At 70.6% G+C, this 24,848-nt stretch carries 19 protein-coding genes; 10 read left to right on the top strand and 9 right to left on the bottom strand.

The window, feature by feature from the left end; all coding sequences use genetic code 11:
- The first annotated feature begins 438 nt into the window (after positions 1-438).
- On the top strand, positions 439-3,843 hold the full coding sequence (locus tag BT364_RS24290) for a HelD family protein (RefSeq protein ID WP_072487358.1): 3,405 nt from the start codon (positions 439-441) through the stop codon (positions 3,841-3,843).
- Between the two features lie 202 nt (positions 3,844-4,045).
- Positions 4,046-5,158, top strand: coding sequence for an EcsC family protein (locus BT364_RS24295; protein WP_107408298.1), 1,113 nt, complete (start codon positions 4,046-4,048; stop codon positions 5,156-5,158).
- Between the two features lie 72 nt (positions 5,159-5,230).
- On the opposite strand, the gene BT364_RS24300 is transcribed toward BT364_RS24295, so the two are convergent.
- Entirely contained in the window at positions 5,231-6,196 is a 966-nt protein-coding gene (locus BT364_RS24300; protein ID WP_072487360.1) for a S1 family peptidase, read from the bottom strand.
- 429 nt (positions 6,197-6,625) lie between these two features.
- Between BT364_RS24300 and BT364_RS24305 the strand changes: the two genes are divergently transcribed.
- Positions 6,626-7,213, top strand: coding sequence for a TlpA family protein disulfide reductase (locus BT364_RS24305; protein WP_072487361.1), 588 nt, complete (start codon positions 6,626-6,628; stop codon positions 7,211-7,213).
- Between the two features lie 140 nt (positions 7,214-7,353).
- Positions 7,354-9,036 carry a class I adenylate-forming enzyme family protein gene (locus BT364_RS24310; protein WP_072487471.1) on the top strand — a complete coding sequence of 561 codons (1,683 nt, stop codon included), beginning with the start codon at positions 7,354-7,356 and terminating at the stop codon, positions 9,034-9,036.
- Positions 9,037-9,057: 21 nt separating this feature from the next.
- On the opposite strand, the gene BT364_RS24315 is transcribed toward BT364_RS24310, so the two are convergent.
- A complete protein-coding gene (locus BT364_RS24315) occupies positions 9,058-10,335 on the bottom strand; it encodes a M6 family metalloprotease domain-containing protein (RefSeq protein ID WP_072487362.1) in 1,278 nt (425 codons plus the stop codon).
- A 295-nt stretch (positions 10,336-10,630) separates the two neighbouring features.
- Here BT364_RS24315 and BT364_RS24320 point away from each other — a divergent pair, with 295 nt between their 5' ends.
- On the top strand, positions 10,631-11,293 hold the full coding sequence (locus tag BT364_RS24320; RefSeq protein ID WP_072487363.1) for a TetR/AcrR family transcriptional regulator: 663 nt from the start codon (positions 10,631-10,633) through the stop codon (positions 11,291-11,293).
- A gap of 193 nt (positions 11,294-11,486) precedes the next feature.
- Positions 11,487-13,019, top strand: a complete 1,533-nt coding sequence (locus tag BT364_RS24325) for an MFS transporter (RefSeq protein WP_072487364.1) — start codon at positions 11,487-11,489, stop codon at positions 13,017-13,019.
- A gap of 135 nt (positions 13,020-13,154) precedes the next feature.
- Here the strand turns inward: BT364_RS24325 and BT364_RS24330 are convergent, their stop codons facing one another.
- Positions 13,155-13,667, bottom strand: coding sequence for a MarR family winged helix-turn-helix transcriptional regulator (locus BT364_RS24330; RefSeq protein ID WP_177328213.1), 513 nt, complete (start codon positions 13,665-13,667; stop codon positions 13,155-13,157).
- Positions 13,668-13,805: 138 nt separating this feature from the next.
- On the opposite strand from BT364_RS24330, the gene BT364_RS24335 reads away from it, so the two are divergent.
- The gene (locus tag BT364_RS24335; RefSeq protein WP_072487365.1) at positions 13,806-14,588 is read left to right on the top strand and encodes a dioxygenase family protein; all 783 of its coding nucleotides are present in this window, start codon (positions 13,806-13,808) and stop codon (positions 14,586-14,588) included.
- A 36-nt stretch (positions 14,589-14,624) separates the two neighbouring features.
- Here BT364_RS24335 and BT364_RS24340 read toward each other — a convergent pair whose 3' ends face one another.
- Together BT364_RS24340 and BT364_RS24345 are read right to left on the bottom strand one after the other, a co-directional pair.
- The gene (locus tag BT364_RS24340) at positions 14,625-15,659 is read right to left on the bottom strand and encodes a questin oxidase family protein (RefSeq protein WP_072487366.1); all 1,035 of its coding nucleotides are present in this window, start codon (positions 15,657-15,659) and stop codon (positions 14,625-14,627) included.
- Positions 15,660-15,731: 72 nt separating this feature from the next.
- Positions 15,732-16,271 (bottom strand): GNAT family N-acetyltransferase, encoded by a 540-nt coding sequence (locus BT364_RS24345; protein ID WP_072487367.1) that lies wholly within the window; start codon positions 16,269-16,271, stop codon positions 15,732-15,734.
- 148 nt (positions 16,272-16,419) lie between these two features.
- Here BT364_RS24345 and BT364_RS24350 point away from each other — a divergent pair, with 148 nt between their 5' ends.
- A complete protein-coding gene (locus tag BT364_RS24350) occupies positions 16,420-17,418 on the top strand; it encodes a sigma-70 family RNA polymerase sigma factor (protein WP_072487368.1) in 999 nt (332 codons plus the stop codon).
- A 123-nt stretch (positions 17,419-17,541) separates the two neighbouring features.
- Here the strand turns inward: BT364_RS24350 and BT364_RS24355 are convergent, their stop codons facing one another.
- Positions 17,542-18,504 (bottom strand): helix-turn-helix transcriptional regulator, encoded by a 963-nt coding sequence (locus BT364_RS24355; protein WP_072487369.1) that lies wholly within the window; start codon positions 18,502-18,504, stop codon positions 17,542-17,544.
- A 91-nt stretch (positions 18,505-18,595) separates the two neighbouring features.
- Between BT364_RS24355 and BT364_RS24360 the strand changes: the two genes are divergently transcribed.
- A complete protein-coding gene (locus BT364_RS24360; RefSeq protein ID WP_072487370.1) occupies positions 18,596-20,161 on the top strand; it encodes an MFS transporter in 1,566 nt (521 codons plus the stop codon).
- 117 nt (positions 20,162-20,278) lie between these two features.
- Here BT364_RS24360 and BT364_RS24365 read toward each other — a convergent pair whose 3' ends face one another.
- From BT364_RS24365 to BT364_RS24375, 3 genes are all read right to left on the bottom strand, one after another.
- Positions 20,279-21,049 carry a DUF6227 family protein gene (locus tag BT364_RS24365; protein ID WP_072487371.1) on the bottom strand — a complete coding sequence of 257 codons (771 nt, stop codon included), beginning with the start codon at positions 21,047-21,049 and terminating at the stop codon, positions 20,279-20,281.
- Between the two features lie 134 nt (positions 21,050-21,183).
- Positions 21,184-22,362, bottom strand: a complete 1,179-nt coding sequence (locus BT364_RS24370) for a P1 family peptidase (RefSeq protein WP_079179610.1) — start codon at positions 22,360-22,362, stop codon at positions 21,184-21,186.
- Positions 22,363-22,409: 47 nt separating this feature from the next.
- On the bottom strand, positions 22,410-23,558 hold the full coding sequence (locus BT364_RS24375; protein WP_079179611.1) for a low temperature requirement protein A: 1,149 nt from the start codon (positions 23,556-23,558) through the stop codon (positions 22,410-22,412).
- 133 nt (positions 23,559-23,691) lie between these two features.
- Here BT364_RS24375 and BT364_RS24380 point away from each other — a divergent pair, with 133 nt between their 5' ends.
- Positions 23,692-24,846, top strand: a complete 1,155-nt coding sequence (locus BT364_RS24380; RefSeq protein WP_072487373.1) for an MFS transporter — start codon at positions 23,692-23,694, stop codon at positions 24,844-24,846.
- Positions 24,847-24,848 lie beyond the last annotated feature (2 nt).

Genomic DNA, 24,848 nt, shown 5'->3' on the forward strand with positions numbered 1-24,848 from the left:
CTGCGGGACGCGCCTTTGGCGCGGATCCGTCGGGCGGGCACGCACAGCCCATTCCGATGACGAAGTCACATCGATCGCAGCGCACTTCTGCCATGGCTCCGCCCCATCCTCACGTCGTACCAGTGTCCACACGATAGACAAATTTCCCGCCCGCACCACGGGCGCGCCGAGCTGCTCCTCCTGCACTCCGTCGCGTCGGCGGAGACGGCCTGACGGGCGAAGGCCCTCTGGTCCCGGCTGAGTCCGGGGTGCCACTACCGCCTGTACGAGCTCGGGCCCACGTACGACCAGGTACGGGCCTGGCGGACCGAGGCCGACGGCCTCGTCCTGAAACTGATCCACTGACTGTTCGTCACCGTCTGGTTTCTGATAGTTGTTTCAGCGGGGAACGGGCACATGCCCGTGGCGGTGTCCCCCGGCACCGCAGGGAGGACGCACATGAGCACCACCACTCGGGACGAGATCCTCGCCGGCGAGCAGCGGGCGGTGGACCACGCGTACGACTGCTACACCACGAAACTGGCTGAACTGAGCGGCACCTCGGCCGCCACCGCCTCGGCGAGCGGCAAGGACGGGATCGCCAACCGGGCCGACGCGGAGGCTCGCGCAGAGGCCTACGGAGGGCTCGGCGACGAAGCCCTGGTCTTTTCCCGCGTCGACGCGCCGGAAGACCCGGGAGGAGACCCCCGTCCCTGGTACATCGGGCGCCGCGGCGTGCACGACGCCTCGCACGAGCCGGTGGTCCTGATGTGGACCAGCCCCCTGGCGAAGAAGTGGATCGAGACCCGGCCCGAGAACCCGGGCGAGGTGGTCCTGCGTCGGCAGCTCCGCTGCGTGCAGCAGATCGTCGAGAGTTATTTCGACGAGATCTCCCTGCCGACGCCCGCTCCCGTGCCCTCGGCCGTACCCGAGCCCGCCGCCGTACCGGAGCCCCGTCAGGCCGTCGACGACAGCGCGGCGGATGAGATGGACGCGTCCCCCGCCCCGGAGCGTACGTCGGCCCCCACCCCTGGCGATGTCGTACGACGCCAGCGGCGGAAGACGCTCCAGCCGGACGACTTCCTGCTGCGGGAGCTCCAGCGCTCGCGCGGCGGCCGGATGCGGGACATCGTCGAGACCATCCGCCGTGACCAGATGGAGCTGGTCACCGGCTCGCCCTCGGACATCCTCGTCGTGCAGGGCGGCCCTGGTACCGGCAAGTCGGCGGTCGGTCTCCACCGGGTGACCTGGCTCGTCAACAACGAGCACTTCAGGGCCCAGGACATCCTCGTCATCGGCCCCCATCAGCGGTTCCTCGACTATGTCGGACAGGTCCTCCCCACCCTCGGCACCCGGGACGTCAACGCCGTCCAGCTGGACCGCCTGTGGGAGGGCGAGATTCTCGGCACCGACTCCCCGAAGGCGCGCCTCGTGAAGTCGGACGAGCGCATGGCGGCCGTGCTGCGGCGCCGCGTCGAGAGCGACTACCGCCCTGAGGCTCTCGACGCCCTCACCGTCGACCCCTCTTTCGAGGGCGACGAGCCCGCGATCGTCGTCACCGCCGGCAGTACGACCCTTCGCGTGCCGAAGACCGAGGTCCTCGCCCTCCTCGACCGGGCCCGGACCGGCGACGGGCCCTTCCGGGAGCGGCGCGACCGTTTCCGCGGCCTCTTCGTCGACCGGCTCCTCCAGGAGCTCGCCGACATCGCGCCGCGCCGCGGGCAGGCCGGTACGATCCGCCGCGACCTGGAACGCAACCGCCGGGTCGAGCGCCTTGTCGAACGCGTCTGGTCGTCCCCCGGCCCCCGGGAGGCCTTGCGCAGCCTCTACGACTCGGCCGACCTCCTCCGGGACTGCGCCGACGGCATCCTCGACGAGGACGAGCAGGCGGCCCTGCTGCGGGCCCGCGCTGCCAACGCCGACGCAGATCCGTGGACCCTCGACGACCACGTCTGCCTCGAAGAGCTCCGAGTGCTGATCAGCGGCGACACCCCACCGCGATACGGCCACATCGTCGTCGACGAGGCCCAGGACCTGACGCCCATGCAGGCCCGCTCCCTACGGCGGCGCTGTGCCGTGGGCGGCTCCATGACCGTCCTGGGCGACCTCGCGCAGGCGACGGGCGCCCACATCCCGACGAGCTGGGACCTGCTCGGCGCGCTCCTCTCCGACCACGGCGACTGGAGCGTGGCTCAGCTCACCACCAGCTACCGCGTTCCTGCCGAGATCATGGAGTTCGTTGCTCCGCTCGCACGGACGATCGCTCCGGCCCTGCCGTACCCGCAGGCTGTCCGGGAGGCGGGAGCGAACGTCGTACGGACCGTGGCGACCGAGCCGTGGAAGCTGCTCGACGACACCGTCGCCCACGTGGCCCGGCTTGTGGACACCAGTGATGGCAGCACCCCCCGCTCCGTGGCCGTCATCGTTCCCGACGACTCGGACTGGCTGGACGCCATCAGCCGCAGGATCGGCGAGGACGGCGACGTCGGCGAGCGGAACCGCGAGGCCGTCTCCGTGCTGGCCGCAGCCCAGGTCAAGGGTATGGAGTACGACCACGTCCTGGTCGTCGAGCCCGCAACGATCGCCGACCGCGGTCCCGCCGGGCTGCGCCAGTTGTACGTGGCCCTCACCCGCAGCACCCAGAGCCTGACCGTCCTGCACACCGCCCCGCTGCCGGAGGCGCTCACCGGTTCCGGGGACGCCCAGGCACCGACGGTGCCCCATGCCCGGCCGGAGGGCGGCGAGGTCGGAAGGCTTCCCCGGATCGGTGCTGATGTCCGGGTCGAGGTCGTGGACCGGGCCCCGGGCGGTCGCTTCAAGGTCAAGCCGTTGTCGCCGGTGATCGACCGACCACTCGTCCTCACCGTCCGCCATGGATCGGTTCCTCCGCTGCGGGGCGAGAAGCTGGACTGCTGGGTGCTTGCCAACGAGACGACCCAGACGGTACTCACTGCCGACCAGCGCGGTCGGTCGCCCGTTTCAGAGCGGATGGCAGGGCGCTACCTCGCCGCACTGGATGTTCTCGGAGAACTGACCGAGAGCGACGGCGACGTCCCCGACGCCCGCAACCGGCTCTCCGAACTCCAAGGCATGGCCAACCGCATCCTCCGACGGGACCAGGCCGACTGGGTTGACGTGCTCCACCTGTTCGGCGATCCGAACAGAGAACGACTCGGAGTTCTTCGCGACCTCGCCGCGACAACCAACCGTGCGCTCAAGGAGGGCACTTTCGACGTGGACCGGCTCGCGGAGGGGCTGGCAGCTTCCGATTGGGCGGGGCCTCTCGCTGAAGCGCGGCGAGAGCTCCAGGAGCGCTTCGGCGCGACGACGAAGCCTGACTCCGGCGGCGCGGTCCCCGTCGTCCCGACGCAACCCGATCAGAAGGAAGAAGTGCAGATGACCACTGCGGACACCACCGCCGCAACACCGGCTGTGACTACGAAGGACGGCTTCCTTCGCGCGCTGGAGACGGCCGCCGGCACCGACCGCGCGTGCAAGAAGCACGAAGCGGTTCGTCACGCGCTGAAGGCATCGCTCCTCTGGGCGGACCTCCAGCCGGTCGACTCACCGATCGTCGACGTCAGCTGCGTCACCCAGCACGGTCTCTTCCTCTACGAGGCCCTGGGCGCAGGCTGCTCCGCCTATGCGGACCTGCGATCGGGCGCGACCCGCCTGCTCGAGATCAACCACACGCTGCCCGCGGCGGCCGACGGTCTCTACCTCGTTCTCTCCGAACCGCCTGCCGAGGACTGGTCTGCAGACACGATTCGCGACGTCTTCCGTGTCAATGTCATCTGGCGCAGCCCGGCCGGCTGGGGCGGCGAGAACGCAGACGTCGCTTTTGGCTCCTCCGGGGGTGAGTAATTGTCAATAGTTTTCGATCAGTTCGCACCTGCGCCCTGCCGGAGCGGACGACGCAGGCACAGGTGGTGCCGCGTGGGTTGGTGGTGCAGTCGAGCGGCATCCGCGACCCGCACGCTCCGCAGTGCGGCAGTCCCGTTGTGCGCGTGAACCGGTGTGCAGCATTACGGCACTGCGCGGAGGTCTTGGCCACTAGCATCGCGGTATGGCAGATCCCTCGGACTACGAGCTCGCGGCATGGCGTGACATCCAACGGTTCAAGGGTCGCCCACTGTCACGAGCGATGAGAAACGCCGGTGAGCAAGTGGCCACCGGCGCCGCGGAACTCGGCAAGCGTGCCACGAAGTACCTGGAGAACCACCCACGGGCTCAATCGGCGGTTTCGCGTGGGCAGGAAGTCGCTGCCAAGGGCGCTCGCAAGGTCAGCGCCGGGGCTCACGGAGCCGTCGACGCCCTCCCCGACTGGAGCGGCACCGCTCTTCAGTCCATGCGGCAGACGGTGGGACGGGTCTCGCGAGCGGGGCTCTCCTCCAAACGCGTGGTGACGCTCCACAAGAAGCGCGGGCACGACATCGCATCGCTGTCCGATCTGCGCCGCCTCGACCTCGAGCAGATCGACGCTGTCCGTGGACGAGCGGCGAGTTGGTACTACCCGGCCGCCGCAGCGCTCTCGGGAGCGGGTGCAGGGCTCGTGATCTCCGGAGGGCAGCTCGCCGTCGCCGCCTCCGCCGGCGCCGCGGCAGCGCCTTCAGGAGGTGCAATCGTCGGCGCTTTCACCGCTGATGCCGCGGTCGTCCTCGGACTCGCGTCTCGCTCCGTCGGCCAGATCTCGCTGCTCTACGGCTATGACCCCGAAGAGCCCGCCGAGAAGCTCTTCGTGATGTCTGTCGTCAACGCCGGGACGGCGACGTCGGCCACCGCCAAGAGCGCTGCGATGGCCGACATCTCACGGCTCACCCAAGCACTCGTCCGCGGCAAGGCATGGGACGTCCTGAACGAGGCAGTTGTCGCCAAGGTCTCCACGCGGTTCGCGAAGGCATTCGGCTTTCGCCTCACCAAGAAGGGACTCGGCAAGGCCGTACCCGCGTTCGGGATCCTCGTCGGAGGCACCCTCAACTGGACCACCCTGGAGGCGATCGTCGACGCCGCCGACACGGCGTACCGGCGGCGGTTCCTCCTTGAGAAGTACCCACATCTCGGTGACGGGGAAGAATCCGGATCGTTCCCCGATGTCGGCCCGGACACCCCGGACGACGCCGACGAGGAGATCAGCTTGCTCGGCGAGCTCGCAGAGGCGGGCGGACCCGACCTCCGCTGAACCGACGCGGTTCACATGCCCGGCGCGGGTCGAAGAAGGGGTGCCGCCCTTGGGCTGCGCCGCTTCTTCCGCTCAGGCGGTGCGGCGGGTCTTGCGGCGGCGTACCGCGACGGCGGTGCCGCCACCGGCGGCGATCAGCGCGGCGGCCACACCGGCGATCGCCGCGGTGTTGTCGTTCGTTCCGGTCTCGGCGAGGTCGGAGCCCTTGGCCGCAGTCGGCTGGGCGCTGTTGGTCTTCATGGTCCTGTCGATCCAGCCCGCGTAGGCGGGCGCGCTGGTGTAGAGGCCGGGGCCCTGCGAGCACGGCACGTTCGGGGCGCCGGGCCCCGAGGTGACGCCGATCAGTTCCCAGCGGCCGTCCCGGCCCTTTTGGACCTGCGGTCCGCCGGAGTCCCCGAAGCACGCCATGGCCTTGGGCACGGTGGTGATGGTGCACAGCCGGGTCCGGTCCGCCCAGCCGGGCGCGCACTCGGACTCGGCGCCCCTGCGGGTGTTCAGTTCCTGCAGCCGGTCGGGGAACTTGAAGTCGGTGTCGACGGTGGTGCCGAAGCCCAGGAGCCGGGTCGGCGTGCCGGGCTTCCCTGCCTGCTTGGCGATCTTGATGGGTTGCTGGGCGACCGGGCGGTCCAGGCGTATCAGCGCGATGTCGTTCTTGTTGGCGGCCTTGTTGTCGCCGTTCACGTAGCCGGGGTGGACGAAGGTCCGGTCGATCTTCCGGACGGTGCCGCCGGACTTGCGGTGGTCGCTGCCGACCCGCACGATGCCGTCCAGCTTGATGCCCTCGACCTTCAGGCAGTGGGCCGCCGTCAGCACCCACTGCTGATCGATCAGCGACGCCCCACAGTTCCCGTCGATCAGACCCTGCTCCGGGGCCGACTCCGGGATGGTCGCCATGAACGGGTAGCTCTCGGTGGAGTCCGACCCGTTGACGATGGCTGAGGCGCTGCCGGCCATGACGGTGGCGCAAGCCGCGGCGGCGAGAGCGCCGACGGCAGCGGTGCGGGCGGTACGGCGGCGCGACAATTTGAAGCTGAACACAGAGGTTCCCTTTTGCTTGGTGGATCCGTATGCATTCAGCCTCGTTGTCTGAAACCTGCCGCACCATCCGGGCAACAGGCCGGTCGATGGTATGGCCGGCCCCCCTCTCCGTACTGGGGAAAACGTGTCCGCCCGGTGGGGAGGCCGGTGCGGGGGAGAGGTTCGTAAGGGGGCTGTTCGTGAGGGGAGTTGGGGGTGGGCGTACGGTTCTGACTGACCAGCAAGAACCGTTGTTCAACATGCGCGGGGGTGTTCCCGCATGCCCGCATGCCGTGTCCGCACCGCACCGCACCGCGGATTCCGGCGCCTCTCGGGGGTGCCGGGTGTTGCCGTACGGGCGGCCGGGGGAAGCGGCGTGGTGCGGGGTCGGGAGCCCCCGGGCCCGGACGTCGGGTGGCGCCTGACCGACGCCGCCCCGAAGGACCCCCCATGAAACGCCCTCTTGTTCCCTTTCTGGCCGCCCTTGCCTGTGCCGTCGCGCTCATCGTCGGGATCTCGATCGGAGGCAGTCCGGGTACGCCCGCGGGCTTCCACCGCGGCAAGGACGGCACGCTGACGATAGACAGTGCGCACCGTCCCGCCGCGCCGGACCTCATCGGGATGGATGCCGACGGGCGCCCGGTGCGGCTCGCCGACTACGCGGGGAAGACCGTCGTGGTCAACGCGTGGGCCTCCTGGTGCGAACCCTGCCGCAAGGAGACCCCGGCCCTGGTGCGCTACCACGAGAAGATGAAGGACCGGGGCGTCGTCGTCCTGGGGCTGAACCGGGACGGTTCCGCCAATGCGGCGCGCGCCTTCGCCCGTGAGTTCCACATGCCCTACCCCAGCGTTCTCGACCCCGGGGGCAAGCACTTCCTCTCGCTGCCCAAGGGTGTGCTGAACACCCAGGGGCTGCCCGTCACCCTTGTCGTGGACGAGCGGGGGCGGGTCGCCGCCACGGTGTCCGGGCCCCTTGGTGAAGGGACGCTGGAGGGCCTTGTCGCCGCCGCACGGGCCGGTTCCCCTGCCGCGCGCTGAGTGGGACGGGGCACCTTGACGGGGGGCGGGAGCGGGCATAGCGTCGCGAATGTACCGATGGCTGAGCAAGCGCTTAGATGCTGGAGAGGTCGTTCGTGCCGCACCCCGACCCCGCCCCCGCCGCCCCCGACCGTGCCCCGATGGACGCCGGGCGTATCGAAGCCGCGCTGACCGGGCCGGGAGCCCCGTTCGCCGTGGTGCGGGTGGAGGACGGGGTGCACGCCGGCTCGCTCGTGTACGCGGACGGGCCGAGGACGCTCCGTGAGTTCGTGGAGACCACCTGGGCCTTCGGGGACCGGCCGTTCCTGATCTCGGGGGAGCGCAGCTACTCGTACGCCGAGTTCTTCGCCGCCGCCTCCGCGCTGGCGTGCCGGATGACCGGGACGTACGGGCTGCGCCGGGGCGACCGGGCTGTTGTCGCGATGCGCAACCACCCCGAGTGGCAGATCGCCTTCTGGGCGGCGCAGCTGGCCGGCCTGGTCGCCGTACCGCTCAACGCCTGGTGGACCGAGGACGAGTTCGCGTACGCGCTGGACGACTGCGGGCCGCGGCTGCTCCTGGTGGACGGGGAGCGGCTGCCCGGGGTCGCCGGGTGGGCGGCGGAGAACGGGGCGCGCGTGCTCGTCTTCCACGGGGAGGAGACGGTCCCGGAGGGTGTCGAGCGGTACGAGGACCTGCCCGCACCCGATCCGCTCGCCGCGCCCCCCGAGGTCGAGATCCGGCCCGAGGACGACGCGACGATCATCTACACCTCCGGCACCACCGGCCGGCCCAAGGGTGCGGTCGCCACCCATCTCGCCCAGGTGGGGGCGGCGATCAACCCGCGGTTCCATGCGGCGGCCTCCGCGCTCGGCCGCGGGGCCATCCCGGGGCAGGGGCCCGCCCCGGTGTCGCTGCTGACGTTCCCGTTCTTCCACGTCGCCGCGTTCACCGGCTTCTACGCGGCGATGGCGGCGGGCGGCGCCCTCGTCCTGATGCGGAAGTGGGACGCCGAGGAGGCGCTGCGGCTGATCCGCGCACACGGCGTCACCCACTACGCCGGTGTCCCGGCGACCGCGCTCCAGCTGCTCGCCGCGGCCGAGCAGGCGGGCGACGGCCTGGAGAGTCTGCAGATGCTGAACACCGGCGGGGCCGCCGCCCCGCCCGATCTGGTCGCCCGGCTGACCGCCCGGCACGGCGACCGCATCGAACCCCGCAACGGCTACGGGCTGACCGAGACCAGCGGCGGTGTCCTGGCGAACTTCGGCGCCGAGTACCGGCTCCACCCGGACAGCGTCGGCCGTCCGACCCCCACCACTGAGGTGCGGATCGCCGGGCCCGCGGGCGAGACGCTGCCCGAGGGCGAGGTCGGTGAGCTGTGGCTGCGCGGTCAGTCCCTGGCCCGCGGCTACTGGCGCGACGAGGCGGCGACCGCGCGGGCGTTCGCCGGCGGATGGTTCCGTACCGGTGATCTCGCGGTGGTGCGGGAGGGGCGGGTCGACGTCGTCGACCGGATCAAGGACATGGTGATCCGCGGCGGGGAGAACGTGTACTGCGTGGAGGTCGAGGCGGTGCTGCACGACCACCCGGACATCGAGGACGCGGCGGTGCTGGGGGTGGCGCACCCGGTCCTGGGCGAGGAGGTCGCCGCCGTCGTCCGGCTGCGGGCCGGTGCCACTGTCACGGCCGAGGAGCTGAGGGCGCACGTCGGGCGCAGTCTGGCCGCGTTCAAGGTTCCGGCCCATGTGCTCGTACGGGAGGAGCCGCTGCCCCGGAATCCGACCGGGAAGATTCTCAAGCGTGAGCTGCGCGGGACCGTCGATGCGGAGGTCCGGGGCGGGTGAGTGGTGCGGGCGCGGGAGTTGTCAGGGGCGGGTCACGCGGATTCGGTAGTTGCCCTTCTTGTCCTTGTCGACCACGGATATGCGTATCCCGCGGGCCCGGTCGGTGAAGGTCTCGCCGGGCTGGAAGGTGGCGTCGGAGAGTTCGGCGTGCACATTGGGCAGCCGGGTGCAGCCGGTGCTGCCCTTGGTGCTGTCCGTGACGGACATCGGGCCCTGTCCGGTGTCGACGTCCGAGCTCACCTTGTAGATCAGTACGCCCGGCTTGCAGACCGCCTGGTCGTTGCCGGCCTTGGTGCGTACCTCCACCGCGTAACCGGACTTGCTGTTCAGCGGTATGAACGCCAGCTTGGTGCCGCCGCGGATGGCCAGCGGGCCGAGTACGTGGTCGCTGGTGCCGGACCGGGTGGCGCAGCTGATCTGGCTGTTGTCCAGCCAGCGGAGCTTCCACTTGTGCCAGCCCAGCAGGTCGTTGTCGGCCCCCCAGTCCTCGGACATGATGTCCCAGTGCCCGACCGAGCCGCCGCCCTCCATCGTGTACAGGTCGGGGAGGCCGAAGACATGGCCGTTCTCGTGCGGCAGGACGCGGAATCCGGTCTGTTTGAACGATCCCGAGCCGTCGTCCTGGCGGCTGTAGATGAAGGACGTGTTGGAGAGCGGGACGCCGTCCGCCCGCGGGGCGTCGTCGTTGCCGGAGAAGGTCACGGACAGGACGGTGTCCAGGGCGGAGGGCCCGGCGTTCGGTGTGACCAGGATGTTGACCAGGTCGTACGCGGCGAAGTCCACCTTGGGATCGGCGGTGGAGACGATGTCCTCGACGAGGTGGCGGTAGCCCGGTTCGTACGGTGAGCCTCGGTCCATCCCGTACTCGGAGAACGGCAGTGGCATCCGCAGCCAGGACTTCAGCGGGGTCTCGGGGACGTAGGTGAGCCGTCCGTACGACGCGGTCCGGAACCAGTCGGTGGTCTGCGGGAAGAATTCGGCGTACCGGTCCATCGCGGAACCGGCGCCCGGCGCGTCCGGGAAGTCGATCATCAGGGTGAGGGCGCGGACCTTGCCCGTGGAGCGGGCATAGCCCTCGGGTGTCGGCATGCCTTCCGACATCTGTACGCCCATGGTCGCGGGTATCCGGCACGGGGCTATGCCTGCCGGCCGGGCGGTGGCCACCGGGCCCGCCGAGGCTCTGCTGGCTATCGGGAGAGTGTTGCTGGCCGTGGCCATCGCGGCTATGACCAGGGCTGTTGCGGAGGCGAGCGCGATCGGGTGGCGGTGGTTGCGTATCCGGTGGCGGGGCTTTTGCATACAGGCGCCTCGGGGTCCGCGGCAGTCGGCCGACCCTGACTGCGCTCTGCGGATCAGCCTGTTGCGGGTGGTGCGGGGTCGCTCGTTGGGTGCGCCGTTCGGCTGATCTTCCGCCCGGGATATGTGACTCAGGTCACCTTGCGGTGGGGAAATAACCGGGGACTGTTTCCCCGTTTGAACTCGTGTCCCCCGCGAAACGGGGAGGCGGTCCCCGGTTACGGGAAGGGTCGCCAAGGGGTCGATGTGCGGTCGCCGTGGAGAACGGGGATCGTCGTAGGGGAAGAGGGCAGCCGTCGTGGACACCGTCAGCCGCACCGCCACCGGAGCGCCGCAGCCCCGGACGCCGCGTCCGCGGGCCGATGCGCTGCGCAACCGGGAGCGGATCGTGACGGCCGCGCGCGAGATGTTCGTCGAGTTCGGGCCCGATGTGCCGCTCGACGAGGTCGCCAGGCGCGCCGGTGTCGGCAACGCCACCCTCTACCGGAACTTCCCCGACCGGGCCGCGCTGGTGCACGAGGTCGTGCTCGCGGTCACCTCCCGGACCACCGACCGCGCGGAAGAGGCGGTGGCCGCGGAGGCCGACCCCTTCGCCGCGCTCAGCCGCTTCGTGCACGCGGCGGCCGACGAGCGGATCGGGGCGTTGTGCCCGATGCTCTCCGGCGGCTTCGACAAGGACCATCCCGAATTGCTCGCCGAGCGCCGGCGCCTCGAAGAGGCCGTCGAGGGGCTCGTGTCGCGCGCCATGTCAGCGGGGCGGCTGCGCACCGACATCGCCGTCGGTGACGTACTCGTCGCCCTCTCCCAGCTCACCCGGCCGCTGCCCGGCATCGGCTGCCTGGACATCGACCGGTTCACGCACCGTCATCTACAGCTGTTCCTGGACGGACTTCAGGCCCCGGCCCGGTCCGAACTGCCGGGAACGGCTGCGACCTTGGAGGATCTGCGGCGCAGGCCATGACATCCGCACCGGGCTTCTGAAGCCGGGCTTCCGAGCCGGGCTCCAGAACCGGGCGCCCGGTGACGTGTCAGCCGCGCCTCGACCATCCCTTCCCTTTCACCGTCCCTTTCGCCACTCGACCTTTCACCGACATCTCGGTTCACGACTCTTCGCGTGCGTGCGCGTGCATGTGCGTCCTTAGGTGGATACCCCCATGTCAAAAACAGCCGATATCCGACTCCCGGACCCCAGCCGCTGGAAAGCGCTGGCGTTCATCGCTCTCGCGCAGCTGATGGTCGTGCTCGACGCCACGATCGTGAACATCGCGCTGCCGCACGCCCAGACGGCCCTGGGGATTTCCGATGCCAACAAGCAGTGGGTCATCACGGCGTACGCCCTCGCCTTCGGCGGGCTGCTGCTCTTCGGCGGCCGGATAGCCGACCTCTGGGGCCGTAAGCGGACCTTCGTCGTCGGTCTCATCGGCTTCGCGCTGGCGTCCGCGCTCGGTGGCGCGGCGCAGAACCAGGGCATGCTCTTCGGTTCCCGTGCGCTCCAGGGCGTCTTCGGGGCGCTGCTCGCCCCGGCGGCCCTGTCGCTGCTCGCCGTGATGTTCACCGATGCCAAGGAGCGCGCCAAGGCGTTCGGCATCTACGGTGCGATCGCCGGTGGCGGCGGCGCCGTCGGCCTGATCCTCGGCGGCTTCCTGACCCAGGTGCTGAACTGGCGCTGGACCTTCTTCGTCAACATCCCGTTCGCCGTCATCGCGGCCGCGGGCGCGTACTTCGTGATCCGTGAGCCGGCCGGCAGCCGCAACCGCTCGCCGCTCGACGTCCCGGGTGTCGTCCTGTCCGCGCTGGGTCTGGTCTCGCTGGTGTACGGATTCACCCGGGCCGAGTCCGCCGGCTGGTCGGACGCGCTGACCATCGGCATGTTCGTCGCGTCCGGTGTGCTGCTGCTGTCCTTCGTCCTGACCGAGTCCAGGGTCAAGTCGCCGCTGCTGCCGCTGCGCGTGGTGCTGGACCGCAACCGCGGTGGTGTCTACCTCTCGCTGGGGCTGGCCATCATCGCGATGTTCGGGCTGTTCCTCTTCCTGACGTACTACCTCCAGGTCGTGAAGGGCTACTCGCCGATCAGGACCGGTTTCGCCTTCCTGCCGATGATCGCGGGCATGATCACGGGCTCGACGCAGATCGGTGCCCGGCTGATGACCCGGGTCCCGGCGCGCAAGCTCATGGGCCCCGGCTTCCTGACCGCCGCCGTCGGCATGCTGCTGCTGACGCAGCTGGAGATCGGCACCTCCTACGTCGGGCTCATCCTGCCCGCGCAGCTGCTGCTGGGGCTGGGCATGGGTACGGCGTTCATGCCGGCGATGTCGCTGGCCACGCACGGCGTCGAGCCCCGTGACTCGGGCGTCGCGTCCGCGATGGTCAACACCTCGCAGCAGGTGGGCGGTGCGATCGGTACGGCGCTGCTGAACACCATCGCCGCGTCGGCCGCGACGGCGTACGCCTCCTCGCACGCCGCGCTCGGCGCCAGGAACCCGGAGCTGCTGAAGCTCCAGTCGATGGTGCACGGCTTCACCGGTGCCATCTGGTGGGCCGTCGGCATCCTGGTGGTGGCCTCCGCGATCGCGGTGACCTTCATCAACGCCGGGCGTCCCTCGGCGGGCCCGGCGACCGGATCCTCCGGTTCGGGTGACGCGGACGGTGTCGAGGACGAGTTCAAGGTCCCGGTCGTCGCCCACTGAACGCCGACGCGTGACGCGCAACGTGACACATGGGGTGCGATGTGACACGAAGGTGAAGTGAACGCGGCTGTGCCCCGGCTCCTGTTCGAAGTCTCGGACGGGACCGGGGCACAGCCGTGTCGGTACGTGTGCGGCTCAGCGCAGCCAGGGCAGGTCCGCGTCCGTGCCCTCCGGCTGCAGCCCGGCGGCGACGACCTGCATGATCTCGCCCAGCGAGCGCACCTGCTCGGGCGTGAGCCGGTCGAACATCGCCTGGCGTACGGCGTCGACATGGCCCGGAGCGGATCGGCGCAGCATCTCGAAGCCCTCGTCGGTGAGGACCGCGTTCTGGCCCCGCTTGTCGGAGGGGCAGTCCTCGCGGCGCACCCACCCGCTCCTCTCCAGCCGCGCGACGGCGTGCGAGAGCCGCGAGCGGGTGATCTTGGCGTCCTTGGCCAGTTCCGTCATCCGCTTCTGGCGGCGGGGGGCCTGGGAGAGCTGGACGAGCAGTCCGTAATAGATGTGTGGCATGCCGGCATCGCGCTGCAACTGGCGGTCGAGGTGGTCCTCCATGAGCGTGGTGGCGTGGAGATACGCGCGCCAGACGCTCTGCTCTTCGTCGGAGAGCCAGCGGGGCTCACCGGTGGATGCCGTGGTCATGTACTCCACTGTACGACCTTTTCTTGAAAGTTGAACTAGATAGAGCTAAGGTCTCCGGAGGGGGAAGCTTGAACATTAAAGAACCCTTCCTTCTCAAAAAGACGCCAGTAGAAGACTTACCCGGATCAGCAGTGGATGGGGAGTGCCATGACAGTCACCGCGGAGCGCATGCCCGCCCTCTATCTCTCCCACGGCGCCCCGCCGCTGGCCGACGACCCGGTCTGGCCCGGTGAACTGGCCGCCTGGTCCGCCGGGCTGCCCCGCCCCCGCGCGATCCTGATGGTCTCCGCGCACTGGGAGGAGGCCCCGCTGGCCCTCGGGGCCACGGAGACGATCCCGCTCGTCCACGACTTCTGGGGCTTCCCCGAGCACTACTACCGGGTGCGGTACGCCGCCCCCGGCGCCCCGGAACTGGCCGAGAACGTACGCAAGCTGCTGCGCGGCGCCGGTACGCCGGTCCAGGACATCCCGGACCGCGGGCTCGACCACGGGGCGTACGTCCCGCTCGTGGAGATGTTCCCGGGCGCCGACATCCCCGTGCTCCAGATCTCCATGCCGACGCTGGACCCGCAGAAGCTCATGGACATCGGGCGCAGGCTCGCGCCGCTGCGCGACGAGGGCGTGCTGATCGTCGGCAGCGGCTTCTTCACCCACAACCTGGCCGCCCTGCGGCACGCGGGCGGCGGCGTCCCCGGCTGGTCGGCGGAGTTCGACGACTGGGGGAGCCGGGCGCTCCAGGCGCAGGACATCGACGCGCTCCTCGACTTCGAGCACAAGTCCCCGGCCGGCCGGCTGGCCCACCCGCGCACCGAGCACTTCGCACCGCTCTTCGTGACGCTCGGCGCCTCGGAGGGCGAGCTGGACCAGGGGCGCAGCGTCATCGACGGGTTCTGGATGGGGCTCGCGAAGCGCTCGGTGCAGTTCGGCTGAGCCCGGTCCCTGTCCGGGCGCCGGTCCGGGCCCCGGTCACAGGGCCGGCGGGTTCAGTTCGATCGAGCGGAGTGCGGCGGCGAGGGCCGTCTCGTCGCCGACGTCCAGCGCGGTGTCGGTGAACTTGATGGTGTGGTCGTCGCCGTGCGCCGCCGCCCGCGCGAACAGCTCCTCGGCGGACGCGCCCGCCGGTGCGTACGGGGCGGCCTCGGCCGGGCTGTACGCGGCGGTGACCGCGGCGCTCGCCGCCCACGCGGCCTCCAGGCTCGGCGCCCACAGTGTGCGGGGGAGCGCGGGCAGGGCGCGCAGCACGGCATTGGGCGCGGTCGCGGCGTGCACCAGCATGATCGGTTCGCCGTGCCCGTGCGTGGCGAACCGGTGGGTCGCGGCCCGCACCAGCTCCGTCAGCCGGGCCCGCGCGTCGTCCGGGTCGCCGGTGAATCGCTGCGGCCACACCGGGAACGCGGTGAGCTGCGCCAGCCGGTCCCGGATGCCGCCGTCCTGCTCGGGTACCGGCGGTACGGCGTCCAGCGCGGCCGCGGCGGTGGGCGCGGGCGCCAGCGGGGCCAGTGCGGGCAGCGGCTGGTGGCGGGCGGCCCAGTAGCCGAGGCCGTGGGCCAGCTCGGCGATCCGGGGCGCGGTCGCCTCGCCGACGAGCAGGGTGCGTACGCAGTGGCCGACCCGGATCACGGGGTGGGTGGCGCCCGCCGCGATGCCGGGGAGCAGCCGAGGCCACCACTCGGCGAGGACGTCCCGCCAGGGGCGCTCGGTGGTCTCCCGCTCGAAGTGCGCCGTCCAGTCGGCGATCCGGCGCGGGTCGCCGAGGGCCTCGCGCCAGTTCTCCGCCGTCACCCGGGCCGAGATGTCCGGCATGTCCTCCAGCTTGTGGCTGTAGTGGTCGAGCCAGCGGTGCACGGTCGGTGCCTGACCGTTCCGGACCAGCGCCTCGACGGCCATCGGGCCGTGATTGCTCAGCCAGCCGTTGCGTTCGGGGCCCGAGGCGTGGAGGCGCTCCAGCGCCTCGTCGAGCGTGCCGGTGGTGTCGTCCACGGTGTTCCTCGTGTCGTCCATACGGGAGCACGCTAGGCGCGGGGCCCGCGCGGCGTAACGGACCGGGGACCCGGATAGGCACCTGCCCGGGGACTAGGCCTGTGGCCCCAGTCGCTTCTCGTACCAGGCCACGTCCCAGTACCTGCCGAACTTCCGGCCCACCTCGGCGTACGTGCCGACATGGCGGAAACCGAAGCGCTCGTGGAGCCGGCCGGAGGCGTCGTTGGGCTGGGCGATGCCCGCGTACGCCCGATGCAGGTCCTCGCCCGCGAGCGCCGCGAACAGGGACGTGTAGAGCAGCGTGCCGACGCCGCGGCCGGTGGCCCAGGGGGCGCAGTACACGCTCACCTCGACCGAGGTCGCGTAGGCCGCCTTGGGGCGGAAAGCGCTGCTGGTGGCGTATCCCAGGACCGAAGCGGGGCCGACAACCCGGACATCCTGAGCAACCAGAAGACGGTGCGGGCCGTCTTCAGGGTGGGAACGCAACCACGGCAGCCGCTGTTCGGGAGTGAAGGGGGTCGTGTCGAATGTGAGCGCGGTCTCACGTACGTAATGGTTGTAGATGTCCGTGAGCGCCACCAAATCACCCTCGACGCCCGGCCTGACCTGCACTTCTGTGGGACTCTCCAGCATGCGCACCCCCCTCGCGGCGGCACAGGGTACTGCATGATCGAGAAAATGAATGCCAGGCGTGGGAATTCTGTCCGGATTCCAGTCGTTGTTTCCATCGGATGCAGGGCACCCGGAAGGGTGTCGCGACCTACTCAGCAAGGGAGCACGCATGGCAACCCGTGCCGTCGCCCGTCGTTCGTCCGCCACCGGTGGGACCAACCGGGCAAGCAGTGTTCGCGCCTCGGGCGGGGAGATCGCCGATCGCGACCTGGTCGGCATGTACCTGGACGAGATCGCGCGTACGCCGCTGCTCGACGCCGCCAAGGAGGTCGAGCTGTCGCAGACCGTCGAGGCGGGTGTCTACGCCCGGCAGATACTCGGCGGCGAGGTGGACAGCGAAGCCGGCGGAGCCACGCGCGAGGAGCTGGAGGCGCTGGTCGCCGAGGGTGAGCGCGCCAAGGACATATTCATCCGTTCCAACCTCCGGCTCGTCGTTGCCGTCGCCCGCCGCTATCCGCGGGCCGGGCTGCCCCTGCTCGACCTGATCCAGGAGGGCAATGCCGGCCTGGTGCGCGCGGTCGAGAAGTTCGACTACGCCAAGGGCTTCAAGTTCTCCACGTACGCGACGTGGTGGATCCGTCAGGCCATCACCCGCTCCATAGCCGACCAGTCCCGTACGATCCGGCTCCCCGTCCACCTGGTGGAGGAGCTCGGCCGGATCCGCCGGGTGCAGCGCGAGTTCAACCGTGAGCACGGCCGCGAGCCGGAGCACGCGGAGATCGCGGCCGAGCTGGACTCCACGCCGGAGCGCGTGGGCGACGTCCTGGACTGGGCCCGTGACCCGGTCAGCCTCAACATGTCCGTGGACGACGAGGGCGAGACCCAGTTCGGCGATCTGCTGGAGGACACCTCCGCGGTGTCCCCCGAGCAGTCGGTGATGACGCTGCTGCGCAGCGAGGAGCTCGAAGACCTGATCGGCAAGCTCGACAACCGCACCGCCTCCATCATCCGTATGAGGTACGGCATCGAGGACGGCCGCGAGCGGACCCTCACCGAGGTCGGCAAGCAGCATGGCCTGACCCGGGAGCGGATCCGCCAGATCGAGAAGCATGCGCTGCTCGAACTGAAGCGAATGGCCCACGACACGGGTTTTGACGCTGCGGCGTGAGCCTTCGTCCGGTAACCTCCGAAATAGGTCGCTTCGCGTGACCCCCTGAGCTGAGTCCCGGCGCCCACCCCCCCTGGCGCCGGGGCTCATTCTTTTCATGACCGGTGTGCCCCGGAGGCCGGGTCAGCGGGCTGCCGCGCGGGCCAGGCGGGCGCCCAGATCGCCCAGGTAGTCCACCAGCTGCGGTGGCTCGTGCGCGGTGAACTCGCAGTCCACCAGCGCCAGTCGGAGCGCCACCCACTCCAGCGAGTCCGCGAGCACCGCCCGCAGCCGGCAACTGTTCTCGCCGGTCGGCTCCAACGGGCCGACCGACGCCGGCAGCCGCGCGGACACGAAGTCCGCCGGGGCCGCGAAGCTCACGTCGACCGCCAGCTCCGGCTGCCGCCGGGCGATGGAACCGGCGAGGAACTCCGACGCGTCACCCGCGGGCAGCTCGCGCGGTGCGAACCGGGCCCCGGTCGCGAACGGCTCGCTCACCCGGTCGACCCGGAACGTACGCCAGGCCTCGCGCCCCAGGTCGTAAGCGACGAGATACCAGCGCCACCCCGTGCTCACCAGCCGGTACGGCTCGGCCTCCCGCTTCGTCTCGGCGCCGTCGCCCGCGCGGTACGCGAACCGCAGCCGCTCCTGCGCGGTGACCGCCGACGCGATCACGGTCAGCGTCCTCGGGTCGATGGTCGAGCCGTCGCCCCGGGTCAGCGGCATCGTCGCGTTCTGCAGGGTCGAGACACGGTGCCGCAGCCGCGAGGGCAGCACCTGCTCCAACTTCGCCAACGCCCGTACGGACGCCTCGTCCACCCCCTCGATGGCATGCCCGGCCCCCGCCCGCAGACCCACCGCGATGGCCACCGCCTCCTCGTCGTCGAGGAGCAGCGGCGGCATCGCGGTGCCCGCGACGAGCCGGTAGCCGCCGACGGATCCGCGCGAGGCCTCGACCGGATAGCCCAGCTCGCGGAGCCGGTCGATGTCGCGGCGGATGGTGCGCGGGCTGACGTCGAGCCGCTCGGCGAGCTCGCTGCCCGGCCACTCGCGGGGGGTCTGGAGGAGCGACAGCAGATTCAGCAGTCGTGCCGGGGTGTCGGTCATGGCCTCGCCTTCTGCCGGGGTGTCGGTCGTCTCACCAGGATGCGTACCTATTAGGTCATGGACCGGCCTAATGAGTGTCTAACTTCTTCCCATGACTTCTTCCTCATCTCTGCCGTCCACGGCATCCGGGCCCGCGGTGTCCTCGGACCCGTCGGACCGGCGACGCTGGTTCGCGCTCGCCATCGTGATGACCGCGGCCTTCATGGACCTGGTCGACGTCACGATCGTCAATATCGCCATCCCGAGCATCCGCGAGGACACCGGCGCCTCGTTCAGCTCGATCCAGTGGATCACCGCCGGCTACTCGCTGGCCTTCGCGGCCGGTCTGATCACCGGCGGCCGACTGGGCGACATCTACGGCCGCAAGCGGCTGTTCCTCATCGGTATAGGCGGCTTCACCCTGGCCTCCGCGCTCTGCGGCTTCGCCGCCAACCCGGAGATGCTGGTCGTCTCCCGGATCCTCCAGGGCGGCACCGCCGCGCTGATGGTTCCGCAGGTGCTGTCGATCGTGCACGCCACCTTCCCGGCGCACGAGCGGGGCAAGGTCTTCGGTCTCTTCGGCGCGATCGTCGGCCTCGGCGCGGTGCTGGGGCCGCTGCTGGGCGCGCTGCTCACCGAGTGGAACATCGCCGGTCTCGAATGGCGGCCGATCTTCCTGATCAACCTGCCCGTCGGCATCGCGGGCCTGATCCTCGGCCGGAAGTTCATCACCGAGTCCAAGGCCCCGAAGGCGCTCCGGCTCGACCTGGTCGGCGTCGCCCTGGTGACCCTGGGGATGCTGATGCTGATCTACCCGCTGACCCGTGGCCACGAGCTGGGCTGGCCGCTGTGGGGCCACGTGTCGATGGTGGGCAGCCTGCTGGTGTTCCTGTTCCTGGTGCTGTTCGAACGGTCGAAGGCGCGCAAGGACGGTTCGCCGCTGGTCGAGCTGTCGCTGTTCCGGGTCAAGAGCTTCGCGGCGGGCATCGCCGTGCAGCTGACCTTCGGCATCGGGCTCGGCATCTTCTTCCTGGTCTGGACGCTCTACATGCAGATGGGCCTCGGCTGGAGCGCGCTGCGGGCCGGCACGACCGGTATCCCGTTCTCGATCGCCGTGTCGTTCGCCGCCGGGATCTCCGTACAGAAGCTGGTGCCCCGCTTCGGTCGCAAGGTCCTCCAGACGGGCGCGCTGCTGATGATCGCCGGCCTGCTCCTCTACATCTGGGAGTCCGACCGTTACGGCATGGGCATCACGTCCTGGCAGATGGCGCTGCCGCTGGTGGTCATGGGCCTCGGGATGGGCCTGATCGTGGCGCCGCTGACGGACGCGGTGCTCTCCGAGGTGCCCAAGGAGCACTCCGGTTCGGCCTCCGGGCTCATCAACACCGTGCAGCAGATGGGCAATGCGCTCGGGCTCGGACTGGTCTCGGTGGTCTTCCTCGGCGCGATCGGTGAGCGGCTGGCGCCGCAGGAAGTGGGCCCGGCGTTCGCGGAGGCGTTCCGGCACTCGCTGTGGTGGGTGGCCGGGGTGCTCGCGGTGATCTTCCTGGTGATGTTCGCGCTGCCCGCGCGGCCGCGGCAGCACGTGGAGGGCGGCGACGAGGCCGTGGACGCGGTGGGTGTCGTGGACGCGGCGGGCGGCTCCGGGAGCGTCAAGGAGCCCGCGCTGACGCCCTGACCGACCTCCGTCGGGACGGACGAGGGATGAGAAGGACGGTGCCCGCACCCCGGGAGGGTGCGGGCACCTGCGTGTCTGCGTCTGTGTCGGCTCAGGGCCCCGGAGCCCCAACCCCGGTCAGCAGATGCGCGTACGGCTCTCCATGGCCCCGCGTGCGGTGTCCTCGTCGCCGTACACCTCGCACATGTGGCGGCCGTCCGGCGTGGCCGTGTGCTCGACCTCCCACAGGCTCGTCTCGCTGCCGTCGAGGAGCAGGAAGGCGTGCTCGTACAGGGTGAATCCGGCGTGCCGCCCGTCCACCCGGCACTGCCGGCCGAAGACCTGGGTGATGTGGTGGGCGAAGGCGGCGCGCAGCAGCCGGGCGGTCTCCTCGCCGGGACCGTCGCTGTTCTCCGCGCGGCGCAGGACACGGCGGGCGTGGTCGGCGGAGTTGTCCGGGGCGTACATCCGGGGCAGCGGGGCCGGGGGAGCCGCCATCAGGACCGTCAGTATCTCCAGGTCGGCCTGGGGCCCGTCGTCCCCGAACACCGGGACCTCGCCGAAGCTGCCGGTCAGCCGGGCGGCCGCGACATGGGCATCGGCCTCGTCGTCGTACAGCTCGTGGTGCATGAGGTCGGGCTCCGTACGGAACCGCGGGTCCGTCGCGCTCCGCGGACCGCCGTGCACCAGCTCCCACAGGGTGAGAGGGGTGCCGTCGGACAGCAGATATGTGTGCTGGTAGGTCTCCCGGTGGAGTACGGAACTGTGGTGCGAGGAGTGCAGGGAACTGCTGTGGGCGAGCGCGGTACCGAGTCTCTCGACCGTGCTGTCGGGCAGGTCGAAAGAGTTGAGTGCCCGTCGCAGGAGTCGCTCGAGGTGCTGCTCGGTTGTCTCGTACGGATCGCTCAAGGTGCTGTCTCCAGGCCGTTGCCGCGTGTTACTTGCTGCGTGCATAACGTAGTCCCTGGGTCCGACATCGTGACCGGGGTTCAGGAAAACGTATGGCGCACGCAGATGGTTCCTGACGATTCGTCCGAACTTCCTTACCCGGCGGGCGAGTCCGGTTCCGCGCGGCCGTCCGCCGACGGCTCCGGGGGGCCGGGGCTGATGGCGTAGAGGTCGCTGTACGAGGGGTAACAGCCGCCGCCGGGGCGGCCGTCCACGCTCTGAGCTGCCCGGACGGCCTTCACGATGGCGCGCGTGAGCACGTCCGCGCCTGCCGCCAGCAGCTCGTTGAGGGCGATCGGATTCCGCGGATCCAGCGGCCGGGCGCCGGTGGCCAGCGCGAAAACGGTGTCCCCGTCGGTGAGCAGATGTACGGGGCGGACGGCGCGCGCCAGTCCGTCGTGCGCCGTGCCCGCGAGCTTCTGCGCCTGGGCCCGGGTGAGTTCGGCGTCCGTGGCGACGACGGCGAGCGTGGTGTTGAGCGGGGGCCGTGCGTCCGCCTCCCGCGCCTCGGCAAGGCGCCGATCCGCCGCGCGGAGCACCTCGGGCGCCGGGTGCACCGGAGGTTCGGCGGCGCCGTACTCCCCGTACAGCACCCCGGTACGCGGATCGACCACCGAGCCCGCCGCGTTCACCACGACGAGCGCGCCCACCGTGATCCCGGAGGCCAGGCGGATGCTCGCGGTGCCCACGCCGCCCTTGAGCCGGCCGGCGACCGCGCCCGTACCGGCGCCGACGCCACCCTCGGCCACCGGCGCCCCCGGCTCCGCGGCCGCCGCGTCCTCCACCGCCGCGCGGCCCGTCGAGGCGTCGGGGCGGGCCCGCCAGTCGCCGCCGCGCCCCAGGTCGAAGACGCAGGCGGCGGGGACCACCGGCACCACCTGCGCCGGATCGGGGCCGACCCGCACCCCGCGCCCCCGCTCCTCCAGCCAGGCCATCACACCGGACGCCGCGTCCAGGCCGTACGCGCTGCCGCCCGTCAGCACCACGGCGTCGACGCGCTGCACCAGATTGCGGGGATCGAGCGCGTCGGTCTCCCGGGTGCCGGGGCCGCCGCCGCGTACGTCGACGGCCGCGACCGCACCGCCCTCGGGGGCGAGGACCACGGTGGTGCCGCTCAACGCGCCCTCGCCCGGCACCTGCGCGTGGCCGACGCGCAGCCCCGCGACATCGGTCAGCGCGTCGAGCGGACCGGTGGCGTCCGGACCCGGCGTGCCCGGACCGGACGCGTTCGGCGGGGCGGCGGGGGCCGTCGGCCGTCGGGGTTCTTCTGTCATCGCGTGCTCCTCCACTGCGCGAGCCGTCGCCGGCCGTCCATGTGTACTCACCCGGCCACGGCGGGCCGCCGTGACAGCAGCTCCCCCACGGCCACGGTCGCCGCGGCCACCAGACCGGCGGCGAACACCGCCCACCCGCCGGCGAACGTGCAGGCCAGGATCGCCAGCGCGGCCACGGGGAGGGACAGTTGCTCCGCGAAGTCGCGCTTGAAGTGGCGGGCGTGCAGCGCCCACACCGTGAGCAGGAAGAGCGCGGAGGGAAGGGTCACCGCGGCGGCGGCCACCGTGTCCGGGACATGGGCCTTGCCCACGGCCTCCTCCACCGCGACCTCGATGCCCGCGCCGATGGCGGCCGCGGAACCGAAGATCAGGAAGTGTCCGTATCCCCAGATGAACGCTTCCCTGCTGCCGCGCAGGTAGTCATGGATCGGCACGGCGAAATAGATCCACCAGGCGGAGAAGACGATCAGCAGCCCGCCCGCGGCGATCGGCAGCAGTTCGCCGAGCGCGTCCTGCTCGTACACCGCCTCCTGGACCGCGACCGTGGCCGCCGCGATGGTCTCGCCCAGCACGATGATCGTGAACAGCCCGTACCGCTCACCGATGTGGTGCGGATGCCAGCTCGTCGAGCGGTCGCGCTCGGCGAGCGCCGGAACGGACAGCTCCGCCAGCACGAGCACGACGAAGGCGGCGGTACGGGCTCCGCGCGATTCGGCGGGCACCAGCAGCATGGCGATCCAGCCCAGCTGCACCACCGAGATCCCGACGGCGTACCGCAGCGCGACGCGCCGCTCCCCGTCCTGGGTGCAGTGCGCGGCGCGCAGCCACTGGCTGGTCAGCGCGAGCCGCATCACCACGTAGCCGATGACGACGACCGTCCAGTCGCCCGCGTCGAAGGCGCGCGGCACCCCGGCGGCGAGGACGAGCACACCGGTGATCTGGACGAGCGTGACGACGCGGTACAGCGGGTCGTCGGTGTCGTAGGCCGAGGCGAACCAGCTGAAGTTGACCCAGGCCCACCAGATCGCGAAGAAGACGGCCGCGTAGCTGCCGATTCCGGTGAGGGCGTGCCCTTCGGCGACGGCATGGACCAGCCGTGCGCCCGCCTGGGCCACGGCGACCACGAAACAGAGGTCGAAGAAGAGTTCCAGCGGGGTCGAGGCGCGATGTTTCTCGGTGCGGCTGCGAGCCGTCATTACGGGCATGGGAGCCAGCACACCAGACGGGCTCGGCCACGCCGAACGGGGCACGCCCCGGATGGGCAGCGGGGCTCACCCGGCTGAGCCGTAAAACAGGACCAACCGTCATGTAAGACCCTACGGTGACGGGGTGACAGAGCCGCCAGAGCCCTCCGCCGCAGCCGCGCGGCCCGCCCCCGGTGCCCGCACCGGCTCCGCGGGGGCGCCGGGCTCGCCACCGCACGCCGGGCCCCGGACCGCCGTGAGGCCGGGCGCCGGGCGCCGCTCCGTCACCGGCCGTGCGACCGCGGCCGGTGTCATCGTCTCCGCCCTGCTGATCCTCGCGATCGTTTTCGGCAGCCGGCTGCTGGAGAACTTCGACTCCGCCCTCCTCCCGTACGCCGTCGCCACCGTCTTCCTCGCCTTCGGCGTCGCCTACCGCTACACGGTCTGGGTCTCCGCGCCCGGCGCCCGGCGGCTGTTCAAGCAGGGGTGGCGGAGCTTCTTCTCGGTGGCCAACTTCCGCAAGGCCCCCACCGCGCTGCCCCGGATGATCGCCACGTACCTGGCCTTCCAGAAATTCCTCGGCGCCCGCTCGCACGCCCGCTGGGCCGCCCATCAACTGATCTTCTGGGGCTGCATCCTCGCCGCCCTGATCACCTTCCCGCTGACCTGGGGCTGGTTCACCTTCACCTCGAACAGCGGCTCGGGGCCCGGTTACGAGATGCGCATCTGGGGCTTCAAGATCATCGGATTCGACTCCCTGGACTTCCTGGGCCGGCTGATGTTCCACGGCCTGGACATCGCCGCCGTGCTCGTCATCCCCGGCGCCTCGTACTTCCTGTGGCGGCGGATGAAGGACCGCGGCGCCATCACCGGCCAGCGCTTCGCCTACGACCTGGTGCCGCTGATCGCTCTCGTCGTCATCTCGGTGACCGGTCTGCTGCTCACCTTCTCGTCGATCTTCCTGCACGGCGGCGGATACGAGTTCCTGGCGGTCCTCCACATGGTGTCGGTGGTCTTCACCCTCATCTACATCCCGTTCGGGAAGTTCTTCCACATCGTCCAGCGCCCGGCCGCGGTCGGCATGCAGCTGTTCAAGTACACCGCCCGGCAGGACCAGGAGGTACTCGGCTGCCGCCGCTGCGAGGAGCCCATCGACACCGGGCCGTACGTCGAGAACCTCCGCAGCACCATGCGCGACCTCGGCCTCGACTTCGACGAGTGGGCCGAATACTGCCCGCGCTGCAAGCGGGTACTGCGCGGCAGTGCCTATCTCTCCCAGGTGAAGAGGGGCTTCAAGTGACC

This window comes from Streptomyces atratus (assembly GCF_900119365.1).
GTDB classification, from domain to species: Bacteria; Actinomycetota; Actinomycetes; order Streptomycetales; family Streptomycetaceae; genus Streptomyces; species Streptomyces atratus_B.